Here is a 12,550-nt window from a genome sequence, read left to right as displayed (position 1 = left end):
GCGAAGTACTCTTGAGGGCGTGTCCACCCCTCCGCCCGACTCCCAGGCGACCTCGCCGCGCGAGCGGAGCGAGCGCCATTGGGCACCGCTGGGCATCGCTGTTGTCTGTTTGGCGTCGCTGGTGGTCTGCTGCGGGCTCGCCTACTGGCAGTGGGAGCGGTTCTCCGAGGCCGGGGGCACCTTCCAGAACCTCGGGTACGTGTTCCAGTGGCCGCTGTTCGGCCTGTTCCCCGCGTTCATGGTGTGGCGGATGCGCAAGCTCGCCGCCCAGCGCAAGGCCGAGGACGCCTCCGCGGAGCCGGTGGTGGACGTCCCGGAGCAGGTCGTTACCGTGGAGCCTGTCAGGACACCCGCGCACGACGACGAGGACGACGAGCTGGCGGCCTACAACCGCTACCTCCGGGAGCTCCACGCGCGGGACCAGCGGTGAGCGAAGGCGGTCGGTAGGGCGATGAGCGGTGCGTTGGGCCGGTTCCGGTTCATGGCTTACGTGGTCGGCGTCGGCCTGCTCGGGCTCGTGGTCGCGATGTTCGTCAAGTACCTCGGCGACAACGCCGGGATGATGGCGGTCGTCGGACCCGTCCACGGCTTCCTGTACGCCATCTACCTGGTCATCACGGTCGACCTGGCGCTCAAGGCGCGCTGGTCGCTCAAGGGCACCGCGCTGGTGCTGCTGGCGGGCACCATCCCGTTCGTGTCGTTCTACGCCGAGCGCAAGGTGGTCGAGAGCGTCCGGGCGGAGCGCGCCCTGTGACCGCCTCCCGGTTGACCGCGCCTACCAGGCACAACTAGCGTCTGGCGGTACCAACTGAACACGGCCGTCGATGTCGCGCGGGAGAGTCCCCACCAGGGGCGCCGAAGGAGCAACTCCTCCCCGGAATCTCTCAGGCACAGCTACCGCCCGACGAAGGCAACTCTGAAAAGCAGGCGTCACGCCTCGCCCACGGTGCAAGCCGCGCTCTGCGCGCGGCGAAGCTCTCAGGCTCATGACAGAGGGGGAGGCTCACTCGACGAGGAGTCTCCGATGGACCGTGTCATCCTTCGTAACGGCGACCCGGCCGACCCGGCCGGTCTCGTCGCCGTGCCCGCCATCAGGGAGGACCCCGTGGAAACCCGCCGGACGCCGCTGCACGCCGAGCACGAGGCGCTGGGCGCCCAGTTCACCGACTTCGCGGGCTGGCGGATGCCGCTGCGCTACGACAGCGAGCTGGCCGAGCACCACGCCGTGCGCACTTCGGCGGGCCTGTTCGACCTGACCCACATGGGCGAGATCGTGCTGGCCGGACCCGAGGCGGGCCGCGCGCTGGACCACGCGCTGGTGGGCCACGCGTCCGCGATCGGCGTGGGCCGCGCCCGCTACACCATGATCTGCCAGGCCGACGGCGGCGTGATCGACGACCTGATCGTCTACCGGACCGGCGAGCAGGAGTACCTGGTCGTCGCGAACGCGTCCAACGCGGCCGTCGTCTTCGCGGCGCTGGTCGAGCGCGCCGCGGGCTTCGACACGACGGTGGAGGACAAGTCGGTCGACTACGCCCTGCTGGCCGTGCAGGGCCCGGCGTCGACCGAGATCCTGTCCGGGCTGACCGCGACCGACCTGGCGGCGGTGAAGTACTACGCCTCGTACCCGACCGAGGTGGCCGGCAGGCCCGCCCTGCTGGCCCGCACCGGCTACACCGGCGAGGACGGCTTCGAGCTGTTCCTGGCCCCGGCCGACGCCCCGCACGTGTGGCAGGCGCTGCTGGAGGCGGGCCGGCCGCACGACCTCAAGCCCGCCGGCCTGGGCTGCCGGGACACGCTGCGCCTGGAGGCCGGCATGCCGCTCTACGGCAACGAGCTGAGCGCCGCCCGCACGCCGTACCACGCCAACCTGGGCCGCGTCGTGAAGCTCGACAAGCCCGGTGACTTCGTCGGCCGGGACGCGCTCGCCGCCGTCGCCGAGCGGGGCGCGGACGCGAAGCTGGTGGGGCTGAAGACCTCGTCCCGCCGTGCGCCGAGGCACGGCTACCCGGTGCTGGACGCGTCCGGCACGGTGATCGGGGAGGTCACCAGCGGCGCGCTCTCGCCGACGCTGGGGTACTCCGTGGCCATGGCGTACGTGACTCCGGGCCACACCGGGCCCGGCACCGAGCTGGCCGTCGACATCCGGGGCAAGCAGGAGCCCGTGGAAGTCGTCGCGCTGCCGTTCTACAAGCGAAACTCGTAGGGAGACCACATGTCCGAGCACTTCAACACCTCCCTCGCGGAGTTCGACCCGGAGGTCGCCGAGGCGGTCGCCGCCGAGTTGGGCCGGCAGCAGGGCACGCTGGAGATGATCGCCTCGGAGAACTTCACGCCGGTGTCGGTGCTCCAGGCGCAGGGCTCGGTGCTCACCAACAAGTACGCCGAGGGCTACCCCGGCCGGCGCTACTACGGCGGGTGCGAGCACGTCGACGTCATCGAGCGGCTGGCGATCTCGCGGGTGAAGGAGCTGTTCGGCGCGGGCTTCGCCAACGTGCAGCCGCACTCCGGCGCGCAGGCCAACGCGTGCGCCATGTTCGCCCTTCTCCAGCCCGGCGACACCATCCTCGGGCTGGACCTGGCGCACGGCGGCCACCTCACGCACGGCATGCGGATCAACTTCTCCGGCAAGCTGTACCACGTCGTGCCGTACCACGTGTCCGATGTGGACGGTCGGGTGGACATGGCGGAGGTGGAGCGGCTGGCCGCCGAGCACCGGCCGAAGCTGATCGTGGCGGGCTGGTCGGCGTACCCGCGGCAGCTCGACTTCGCGGAGTTCCGCCGGATCGCCGACTCGGTGGACGCCTACCTGATGGTGGACATGGCGCACTTCGCCGGCCTGGTGGCGGCCGGGCTGCACCCGAGCCCGGTGCCGCACGCGCACGTCGTCACCACGACCACGCACAAGACGCTCGGCGGCCCGCGCGGCGGCGTGATCCTGACCAACGAGGCCGACCTGGCGAAGAAGATCAACTCGGCGGTGTTCCCCGGCCAGCAGGGCGGTCCGCTGGAGCACGTGATCGCGGGCAAGGCGGTGGCGTTCAAGCACGCCGCGTCCCCCGAGTTCGCCGACCGCCAGCGCCGCACGGTCGAGGGCGCGAAGATCCTGGCCGACCGGCTGTCCCGGCCCGACGCGGCGGCGGCCGGCGTGAAGGTGCTGACCGGCGGCACGGACGTGCACCTCGTGCTGGTCGACCTGGTGGGGTCCGAACTGGACGGCAAGCAGGCCGAGGACCGCCTGCACGAGGTCGGCATCACGGTCAACCGCAACGCGGTCCCGAACGACCCCCGCCCGCCGATGGTGACCTCGGGCCTGCGGATCGGCACGCCCGCGCTGGCCACCCGCGGCTTCGGCGCGGCGGACTTCACGGAGGTGGCGGACATCATCGCGTCCGCTCTCCAGGCGTCTCCTGACCTGTCGGATCTCCGTGCGCGGGTTGAGGTCCTGGCGGCGAAGCACCCGCTCTACCCGTCGCTGTAAGGCTTTTCGCACGACGTGATCCCCTCGGCCCAACCCCAGGCCGAGGGGATCACGTTTTCGGGGGATGGTTTTCCTTGGCGCGTCAGGAGATCACTTAGGCGGAGGGTGCGAGGTCGCGTCGACAGGTCGAGACTCATTTTCTGTCGATCATGCTTTTCGATCGGCAGAAAATCAGGCTCGAACTGCCGACTTCCAGGCGGCCTCGCCGACCTGCCGGAGGCAGGTCAATTAGACACAGGGGCTTGTACTCCCGGCGGCAGGCACTCGACGTTGCGTTTGCCGTCGGGCTGGATGACGAACCACGTCCCGCCGACGCCCTGGCCCTTCCACTGGCCCGGCGCCTCGTCCTTCGCGTACGTGTAGAGCGCCCACCCGGCCAGCGTGACCTGCTCGGTGCCGTCGGCGCGCTTCACCGTGCCGATCAGCGCCGGGTCGACGCCCTCCAGCTTCGGCGTGCCGTTGGCCAGCAGCGGCGGCCAGATTTCGGCGCAGTTGCCCTCGCAGTTGGACTTCGGCGGGTTCGGCGTGTCCTTGTCGAACCGGTACAGGGTGCGGCCGTCGCCGTCCTGCACGACGTCGCCCATCTTCGGCACGCTCTTGGCCACCAGCGTGACCGAGGACTCCTCGGGCGCGGGCGCGGCCTGTCCGGCGGGCGCTTCGGCCGGTTCCTCGGCCGGTTCCTCGGCGGGCGGCTGTGCCACGGGTTCCTCGGTGGCGGGCGGCGCCAAGGAGACGTCTCCGTAGTCGGCCTGTGCCGCCGCGCCGACCTGCTCGGTCTGCGCGACGTTCGTGCCCTGCAGGCCCACGGCGTTCGAACTCCACATGACCAGCGCGAGCACGGCCGCCATGCCGCCCGCTACGGCGATGGCGATGCGGTTTCGTCGGATCACACTCAACTCCTCCTCGGTCCGTCAATCGCTCCACCGACGACTACGGACACCTCACGAGGCCGGTTCAGCGCCGGGCCAAGACAGGGGTCGAACCAAACAGGGGTAGCCGACGAACGTACGACCACCACCCGAGGTCTGAGGAGGAGTCCGTGGTCGTCGCAACCATCGGTGTGGCCGGTGAGCTGGCCGCGCTGGTCGAGCGCCTGCTGGGGGTACGGCTGCCGGTCGGCCTGCGTGCGTGGGATGGCAGCGCGGCCGGGCCGCAGGACGGCCCGGTGGTCGTCATCCGGTCCCGCCGCGCCCTGCGGCGGCTGCTGTGGAACCCCGACGAGCTGGGGCTTTCCCGTGCGTACGTGGCGGGTGAGCTGGAGGTGGACGGCGACCTGGCGAACGGCCTGGCGAGGTTCTGGGAACTGGCCCGGCAGGGCGCGTTGAGCAAGCCGAAACCGCGAGACGTGTTGGGCGCGTTGGGCACGGCGGTCAAACTGGGCGCGATCGGACCTCGTCCCGCGCCGCCCGGCGAGGAGGCCCGGCTGTCCGGCCGACGGCACACCCGGGCCCGCGACCGGGACGCCATCGCCCACCACTACGACTTGAGCAACGCGTTCTACCGGCTCGTGCTGGACCCGAGCATGGCGTACTCGTGCGCCTACTTCACGTCCGAGGACATGACGATCGCCGAGGCGCAGCACGCCAAACTGGACCTGGTGTGCCGCAAACTCGGCCTGGAGCCCGGCATGCGGCTGCTGGACGTCGGCTGCGGTTGGGGTTCGATGATCGTCCACGCGGCCAGGCACTTCGGCGTGCGGTCGACCGGCGTGACGATCTCGGCGCGGCAGAAGGCGCACATCGAGCACCGGATCGCCGACGAGGGCTTGGCGGACCTGGTATCGGTGCGGTTGCAGGACTACCGCGAGGTCGCCGACGAGCCGTTCGACGCCGTCTCCACGATCGAGATGGGCGAACACGTGGGCGAGGAGAACTACCCGCGGTACGCGGGCGTCCTGCACCGGGCGCTCAAACCCGGTGGACGCCTGCTGCTCCAGCAGATGTCCCGTGGGGCCGACGCTCCCGGCGGTGGCGCGTTCATCGAGTCCTATGTGGCGCCGGACATGCACATGCGACCGGTGAGCCGGACCATCGCGCACCTCGAAGGGGCGGGCTTCGAGATCCGTGACGTGCACGCGTTGCGCGAGCACTACGTGTGGACGGTCCGGGCCTGGGCCGCCACGCTCGAACAACGCTGGGACGAGGCGGTGCGGCTGGTCGGCGAGGGCCAGGCGCGGGTGTGGCGGCTGTACCTGGCGGGCGGCGCGCTGACGTTCGAGGAGGGGCGGATGGGCGTCGACCAGATCCTGGCGGTGCGGCCGGGCGGACGTGGTGTGCCGAGAACTCGGGAGTGGGCTTGAACTTCGGATGGAATGTCCTGGCGTCGGCGGTCGCGGTGCTCGTCCTGGTCACCGCTCTGTTCGGCTATGCGGCGTCCCGGCGGCGCTTCGACCTGATCGACTCGTTCTGGGGGCCGGGTTTCGCGGTGGTCGCCGCGCTGACCTCCGTGCTCGCCGGGTTCTCGGCGCGGTCGCTGGTCGTCGCCCTGCTGACGGTGGTGTGGGGCGTGCGGCTCGGTTGGCACATCCACTCCCGCAACCGCCGGAAACCCGAGGACCGGCGGTACGTCGACATGGTCGACCGGGCCAAGGGAAACCCGCTGGCCAAGATGTACCGCGTCTACCTGCTCCAGGCGGCGATCATGCTGGTCGTCTCACTGCCGGTGCAGTTCGCCGCGCACACCACCGCCGCGTTCGGTGTGCTGGACGTGCTCGGCATCCTGTTGTGGGCCCTCGGGTTCACGTTCGAGGCGGTGGGCGACCGGCAGCTCGAACGCTTCAAGTCCGATCCCGGCAACCAGGGCAAGGTGATGGACCGGGGTCTGTGGCGCTACACGAGGCACCCCAACTACTTCGGCGACGCGTGCGTGTGGTGGGGCCTGTTCCTGTTCGCCTGCAACGAGCCGCTGGGCCTGGTGTTCGTGGTCAGCCCGGTCCTCATGACCTTGCTGCTGGCGAAGGGCAGCGGCAAACCGTTGCTGGAGAAGGACATCGCCCAGCGCCGACCGGGCTACCAGGAGTACGTGGCACGGACGAGCGGCTTCTTCCCGTTGCCGCCCAAGAGCGGGAGGTGAGTCGACCGGACCCGCCACGAAGACACCACATCGGGTGTCGCTGTCGGTAGCGCGCCTGTTACCCGGGGGTGAGGCCCTAGGGTGTCCTGGTGGGCAACGAGACCTCCTTCCCGCGCCAGCAAGCGCGCACCCAGCGGTTCACCCTTGGTGCTCCGCGGACCTTCACCGTCACACCCGACGGCGGCCACGTCTACTTCCTGCGCACCGCCACGGCCACGAGCCGGGCGAACGGGCTGTGGGTGTTCGACACCGCCACCCGCGCCGAGCGGCTGCTGGTGGACCCGAACACCCTGCTGACCGACCCGGAGGACCTGTCCCCCGAGGAGCGGGCCCGCCGGGAGCGCACCCGCGAGCAGGCCGCGGGCATCGTCGGGTACGCGACCGACGCGGACGTGGCGCAGGCGGCGTTCACGCTGTCCGGACGGCTGTTCGTGGTCGAACTCGCGTCCGGCGCGGTGCGCGAGCTGCCGGCGGCGGGCTCCGTCATCGACCCCCGGCTGGACCCGACCGGGCGCAAGGTCGGGTACGTCGCGGACGGCGCGCTGCACGTCGTGGACCTGGAGTCGGGCGCGGACCAGGCGGTCGCCGAGCCGGACGGTCCGGACGTCACGTGGGGGCTCGCGGAGTTCATCGCGGCCGAGGAGATGCACCGCTTCCGGGGCTACTGGTTCTCCCCGGACGGCGAGCACGTGCTGGTCGCGCGGGTGGACAACGCGCCGGTGGCGCGCTGGCACATCGCCGACCCGGCGAACCCCGAGCGGCCGGCCGCCGAGATCGCCTACCCGGCGGCGGGCACGGACAACGCGGTCGTCGAGGTCTTCATCCTCGGCCTGGACGGCAGCCGCACGCCGATCACCTGGGACCGCGCGGCGTTCCCGTACCTGACGACGGCGAACTGGTCGTCGCACGGCCGCCCGCTGCTCCAGGTGCAGTCCCGCGACCAGCGCCGGGTCCAGGTGCTCGCGGTGGGCCCGGACGGGGTCGAGGTGGTGGCCGACGACGCCGACCCGCACTGGTTGGAGGTCGTGCCCGGCTCGCCGCGGTGGACGCCGGACGGCAAGCTGGTCCGCGTCCTGCCGAAGGACGGCGCGAACCGGCTGGTCGTGGGGGACGAGACGTGGACGCCGGACGGCTTCCAGGTGCGGTCGGTGGCCGACATCGCCGAGGACATCCTGGTCACCGCGTCCACCGACGACCCCACCCAGGTGCACGTGTACCGCGTGACGGCGGGCGGCGTCGAGCGGCTGTCCACTGAGGACGGTGTGCACGGCGTGGCGCGCGGTGGTGACGTCACGGTGCTGTCGTCCGGCGGTCTCGGGCACTTCGGGTCCAGGACGACCGTGTCCGGCGGCGGTGAGATCGGCTCGTTCGCCGAAACCCCCGTGCTCACCCCGGATGCGCGGCTGCTGACGGTCGGCGAACGCGGCCTCCGCGCCGCCCTGCTGTTCCCCACCGGGCACACCGGGGGCACGAAGCTGCCCGTGCTGCTCGACCCGTACGGCGGCCCGCACGCCCAGCGCGTGCTCAGCGCCCGTAACGCCTACCTGACCTCGCAATGGCTGGCGGACCAGGGTTTCGCGGTGCTCGTGGTCGACGGGCGCGGCACGCCGGGCCGCGGTCCGGAGTGGGAGCGGGCGGTCGCGTTCGACTTCGCGGGCGCCACGCTGGAGGACCAGGTCGACGCGCTGCACGCCGTCGCGGCGCAGGAGGAAGACCTGGACCTGACCAGGGTCGCGATCCGGGGCTGGTCGTACGGCGGCTACCTGGCGGCCCTGGCGGTGCTGCGCCGGCCGGACGTGTTCCACGCGGCCATCGCGGGCGCGCCGGTCACCGACTGGCGGCTCTACGACACCCACTACACCGAGCGGTACCTCGGCCACCCGGACGAGAAACCCGAGGTGTACGAGGCGAACTCGCTCATCGCCGACGCGCCGAAGCTGGAGCGCCCGCTGATGATCGTGCACGGCCTCGCGGACGACAACGTCGTCGCGGCACACACGCTCCGGCTGTCGTCGGCCCTGCTCGCGGCGGGCCGTCCGCACACCGTGCTGCCGCTGTCCGGGGTCACGCACATGACCCCGCAGGAACAGGTGGCGGAGAACCTGCTGCTGCTCCAGGTGGAGTTCTTGAAGCGTTCGCTCGGCTGACCGGACGAGGGCCGCTCACGTTGCCCGGCAACGGGAGCGGCCCTCGTCGCGGGACTACGCCAGGGAGTGCCGCACCAGGTACGGCGGGATCGAGTTGCCCAGCAGCGCCAGGTCGTCGATCGTCTCCGGCCGGTAGCCGCACGCCGGCAGCCGCTCCACCATCAGCGCGGTCGGGTCGGCCACGTCGTCCGCACGGCCGAACAGGTACGCCCACTCGTGCTCGTCCGAGCCGTAGTACGCGACCGTGCCGAACACGTCGTTGAACCGCCGCCACGAGCGGATCAGCGTGTTGTTGCGCCACATGGTCTGGCACCCGGCCTGCGTCACCACCACACCGCCCGGCGTGAGCAGCGCCTTGCACATGCGCAGGAACTCCTCGCCGTACAGGCGGTTGTGCTGCGCCTCCTCCTCGCGCTCGTCCGGCAGGTCCACCAGGACGATGTCGTAGCGCTCGGACGTGGTGCGGATGTGCTCCCAGCCGTCGGTGTACCGCACCCGGATCGCGCCGTCGCCCTTCTCGGCCGCCGCCAGCTCATCCGGGGTGTAGCCGTACGGCAGGTGTTCCGCGCACAGCTTCACGGCCTGCTCGTCGATGTCGATGTGGTCGACTACGGACGCGCCGGCCGCCACCGCCATCTTGCACACCACGCCCTCGCTCGACCCGATGACCAGCACGCGGTCGACGCGGTCGGCGAGCAGCAGCGCCGGGACCATCAGCGCCTCGTGGTAGGCGAGCTGGCTGAACTCGGTGCTCTGCCGGTCGTCGTCGCAGAACAGCGACAGGCCTTGGGTCGTGCGGGCGATCACCAGGTGCTGGAACTCCGTCCGAGTGTCCACGACGACGTCCTCGACGTCCCAGAGCCTGGTCAAACCGGCCGCGAGTGGTTCGCGGATCACGCTTTCTCCTCACCGATGAGCGCGGGGACGCGAGCGCCCCGACTGATCATGTCCGTCCGTGCGGACTCGGCTCCCAGCGCGTCCGCCAGCAACTGCACCGCGAGCGCTGGTTTCGCGCGCGTGCCGCAGGTGAACACGTCCACGAAGACCGCTCCGACTTCCGGATACGTGTGGATGGACGCGTGCGACTCCGACAGCAAGGCCAGCACGGTGACCCCCTGCGGCTCGAACTGCTTGGAGACCACCTCCAACACGGTGGCGTCGGCCTGGGTGAGCGCCTCGCCGAGGGCGTGGCGCAGGAACTGCTCGTCGTCCAGCAGTTCCGGGCTCACGCCGCGGAGTTCGGCGAGCACGTGCTGTCCTGCGAACAAGCCGACCGGCTCGGTCTCGCACGGGACTTCGGACATCAATCACTCCAAACCTTCTGAAGGGGGGTAGAGCCTGGGACAACAGGGGAGCGTGCTCACCGCACGCAGTAGGTGGCCAACGGCTCGAAGCCGTTGAAGGCCACGGAGGAGTAGCTCGCCGTGTACGCGCCGGCGCACAGCAGGTCCACGTGGTCGCCCGGCCGGAGGTCCAGCGGCAGGTGGTAGCACGTGTCCTGGTACAGCACGTCGTCCGCGTCACACGTCGGGCCGGCGATGACCACCGGGCCGACCGGGCCGCCGTCCGTCGGCACACCGCCGCGACTGGTGGCCAACGGGTACGCGATCGCCTCGCCCTCGGTCTCCGCGAGGCCGCCGTACCGGCCGATGTCGAGGAACACCCAGCGGCGTCCGTCCGAATAGGACTTCTTCGACACCAGCACCACTTCGGAGCGCAGCACACCGGACTCGGCGACGATCGCGCGGCCCGGCTCCACCATCACCCGCGGCGCGAAGCCACCGAAATGCCGGGCGACCGACGCGGTGATGGCGGCGGCGTAGTCGGCCAGCGGCGGCAAGGGGTCCAGGTACCCCGCGGGCAACCCGCCACCCAGGTTCACGGTGGTCGGCTCGACACCCTCGGCGCGCAGCTTCGCGGTGATCTCGGCGGCGTCCGCGATCGCGGAGTCCCAGCCGTTCGGGTCGAGCTGCTGCGACCCGGCGTGGAACGCCACACCCAGTGGCACCAGCCCGAGTTCGCCCGAGAGGCGCAACAGGTCCGTCGCCATCTCCGGCGCGCACCCGAACTTCTTGCCGAACGGGTAGGTCGATCCCTTGCTGTTCACCAAGATCCGCAGCATCACCTGCGAACCCGGCGCGTGCTCGGCGAGCGTGCGCACGTCGTGTTCGCTGTCGGACACGAACAGCCGGACGCCGCGCTCGTACGCGTACGCGATGTCACGCGCCTTCTTGATAGGGTTGCTGTAGGAGATCGCCGCCGGTGCGGCTCCCTGCGCGAGGCACAGGTCGATCTCGTTGGGGCTGGCGACGTCGAAGCTCGCGCCCTCGGCCGCCAGCAGCGCGACCACCTCGGGCGTCGGGTTCGCCTTCACCGCGTAGAAGATCCCCACGCCGGGCAGGGCGTCGCGGATCGCGGTGAACCGGTCGCGCACCGTGGCCAGGTCGATGACCAGGCAGGGGGTGGCGGGTCGCTCTCGGTCCAGGAAACGACGAATACGAGCTGTTGCCTCGTGATGGAGCCGTCGGCCGGCAAAGCTCGTCTTCATCTCGTTAGGGATCCCCCTCCGCAACCGCGTGCTGGCACGGCCGTCCACTCTAGGTGGTTTCGGTGAAGAACGCGCTATCAGCGGGCGAAGTTGTGATGCAGCTCCACCAACGTGATGTCCGGCGGAGCGCCCACGCGCACCGGCGGACCCCAGAAGCCCGCGCCGTTGCTGGTGTAGACCTGCGTGCCGTCGATCGTGGCCAGGCCGCTGCGCACCGGTTGCTGCAAGCCGACCGCGAGATGGAACGGGAACATCTGCCCGCCGTGCGTGTGACCGGAGAGCTGGAGGTCGACGCCGTGCTTGGCGGCCTCCCGCACCTGCACCGGCTGGTGCGCCAGCAGGACCACCGGATCGCTCCGGTCCCGCCCGTCCAGGGCCCGCGCGAAGTCCGGCCCGTCGGCGAAGTTCGCGCCCGTGACGTCGTTCACGCCGGCGAGGTCGAACGCCGCCCCGGCCCGCTCGATCCGCAGCCGCTCGTTGCGCAGCGGGTGCACGTCGAGCCGGTCCAGCTCCGCGAGCCACGGCTCCGCGCCCGAGTAGTACTCGTGGTTGCCGGTGACGAAGAACGCGCCGTGCGTGCTCACCAGGTCGCGCAGCGGAGCCGCCGCCTCGCCCAGCTCCTCCACCGTGCCGTCGACCAGGTCGCCGACGATCGCCACCAGGTCCACCTGCTGCTCGTTGATCATCCGCACGATCCGCTCGGTGTGCGACCGGCCGAGCAGGGGGCCGAGGTGGATGTCGCTCACCACGGCGATGCGGTAACCCGCAAGCCTGGGGTCCAACTTGCCCAGCGTCACCGGCACCCGTTTGACGACCGGATCACCCAACGCCTGCGTCGCGCCGTACCCGACCAAGCCGGCCGTGGCGACCCCGCCGACCACGGCGAGTGACCGTGCGATAAAAAGCCGCCGGTCGGGATCGGTCGGCTCGGCCACCTCGGCGGGCTGTTCCTCCGGCGGCCCGCCCACCGCGACCGGCTTGCGCCTGGTCGCCCGGTTCAGCAGGAGGCGGGGGACCTCCAGCACCCCGAACAGGATCGCCAGGTAGAACGCGCACGCCAGCCAGACGTATCCCGGCCACGCGAACGCGTCGACCAGCAGACCGGCCATCAGCAGCACGAACAGCGCTACGACCACCCCGGTGCCGACGCGTCGCGAGCGACCCGGAACGGTGGTGTCGCGGACGGCCCGCTTCCAGAGGTAGTAGTGGGCCGCGCCCATGACGACGGCGAACAGCACAACGAACAAAGCCCGGCCTCCCAGTGGTGGTGATGCCAAGTCTCCACGAAACCGGCGGGGTCGG

Annotated in this window: 12 protein-coding genes and 2 riboswitches; of the genes, 7 read left to right on the top strand and 5 right to left on the bottom strand. The window is 70.8% G+C overall.

All coding sequences use genetic code 11. The features are described from left to right. Positions 1-88: 88 nt before the first annotated feature. From ACQPZF_RS32325 to glyA, 4 genes are all read left to right on the top strand, one after another. Positions 89-430, top strand: a complete 342-nt coding sequence (locus tag ACQPZF_RS32325; protein ID WP_433274798.1) for a hypothetical protein — start codon at positions 89-91, stop codon at positions 428-430. Positions 431-451: 21 nt separating this feature from the next. After that, positions 452-754 carry a DUF3817 domain-containing protein gene (locus ACQPZF_RS32320; RefSeq protein WP_433263482.1) on the top strand — a complete coding sequence of 101 codons (303 nt, stop codon included), beginning with the start codon at positions 452-454 and terminating at the stop codon, positions 752-754. A 68-nt stretch (positions 755-822) separates the two neighbouring features. Continuing rightward, positions 823-910: riboswitch (glycine riboswitch) on the top strand. 1 nt (position 911) lies between these two features. Continuing rightward, positions 912-1,000, top strand: a riboswitch (glycine riboswitch). A gap of 105 nt (positions 1,001-1,105) precedes the next feature. Next, positions 1,106-2,206, top strand: coding sequence for a glycine cleavage system aminomethyltransferase GcvT (gene gcvT / locus ACQPZF_RS32315; protein WP_433274796.1), 1,101 nt, complete (start codon positions 1,106-1,108; stop codon positions 2,204-2,206). Positions 2,207-2,215: 9 nt separating this feature from the next. Beyond that, positions 2,216-3,481 (top strand): serine hydroxymethyltransferase, encoded by a 1,266-nt coding sequence (glyA, locus tag ACQPZF_RS32310; RefSeq protein WP_433263480.1) that lies wholly within the window; start codon positions 2,216-2,218, stop codon positions 3,479-3,481. 224 nt (positions 3,482-3,705) lie between these two features. Here glyA and ACQPZF_RS32305 read toward each other — a convergent pair whose 3' ends face one another. Then, a complete protein-coding gene (locus ACQPZF_RS32305) occupies positions 3,706-4,371 on the bottom strand; it encodes a hypothetical protein (RefSeq protein ID WP_433263478.1) in 666 nt (221 codons plus the stop codon). Positions 4,372-4,520: 149 nt separating this feature from the next. Between ACQPZF_RS32305 and ACQPZF_RS32300 the strand changes: the two genes are divergently transcribed. From ACQPZF_RS32300 to ACQPZF_RS32290, 3 genes are all read left to right on the top strand, one after another. Further along, complete coding sequence (locus ACQPZF_RS32300) at positions 4,521-5,780, top strand: class I SAM-dependent methyltransferase (protein WP_433263476.1); 1,260 nt, start codon at positions 4,521-4,523, stop codon at positions 5,778-5,780. Continuing rightward, positions 5,777-6,553: a DUF1295 domain-containing protein gene (locus tag ACQPZF_RS32295; RefSeq protein ID WP_433263474.1), complete on the top strand. Its 777-nt coding sequence runs from the start codon at positions 5,777-5,779 to the stop codon at positions 6,551-6,553. Before ACQPZF_RS32300 ends, ACQPZF_RS32295 begins: the two co-directional genes overlap by 4 nt. A gap of 89 nt (positions 6,554-6,642) precedes the next feature. Then, positions 6,643-8,700: a prolyl oligopeptidase family serine peptidase gene (locus ACQPZF_RS32290; protein ID WP_433263473.1), complete on the top strand. Its 2,058-nt coding sequence runs from the start codon at positions 6,643-6,645 to the stop codon at positions 8,698-8,700. Between the two features lie 54 nt (positions 8,701-8,754). Here ACQPZF_RS32290 and ACQPZF_RS32285 read toward each other — a convergent pair whose 3' ends face one another. The 4 genes from ACQPZF_RS32285 to ACQPZF_RS32270 all read right to left on the bottom strand — a co-directional run bounded on the left by ACQPZF_RS32285 (position 8,755) and on the right by ACQPZF_RS32270 (position 12,495). Then, complete coding sequence (locus ACQPZF_RS32285; protein ID WP_433263471.1) at positions 8,755-9,597, bottom strand: spermidine synthase; 843 nt, start codon at positions 9,595-9,597, stop codon at positions 8,755-8,757. Next, positions 9,594-10,004 carry an adenosylmethionine decarboxylase gene (speD, locus tag ACQPZF_RS32280; RefSeq protein WP_433263469.1) on the bottom strand — a complete coding sequence of 137 codons (411 nt, stop codon included), beginning with the start codon at positions 10,002-10,004 and terminating at the stop codon, positions 9,594-9,596. Before speD ends, ACQPZF_RS32285 begins: the two co-directional genes overlap by 4 nt. 56 nt (positions 10,005-10,060) lie before the next feature. Then, positions 10,061-11,248, bottom strand: coding sequence for a type III PLP-dependent enzyme (locus ACQPZF_RS32275; protein WP_433263467.1), 1,188 nt, complete (start codon positions 11,246-11,248; stop codon positions 10,061-10,063). A gap of 77 nt (positions 11,249-11,325) precedes the next feature. After that, a complete protein-coding gene (locus tag ACQPZF_RS32270) occupies positions 11,326-12,495 on the bottom strand; it encodes a metallophosphoesterase (protein WP_433263465.1) in 1,170 nt (389 codons plus the stop codon). Between the last annotated feature and the right edge of the window lie 55 nt (positions 12,496-12,550).

It is taken from the genome of Actinosynnema sp. CS-041913 (assembly GCF_050942485.1).
Lineage (GTDB): Bacteria > Actinomycetota > Actinomycetes > Mycobacteriales > Pseudonocardiaceae > Actinosynnema.
The sequence above is the reverse complement of the archived record's forward strand: the minus strand, read 5'-3'. Positions and strand labels throughout refer to the sequence as shown.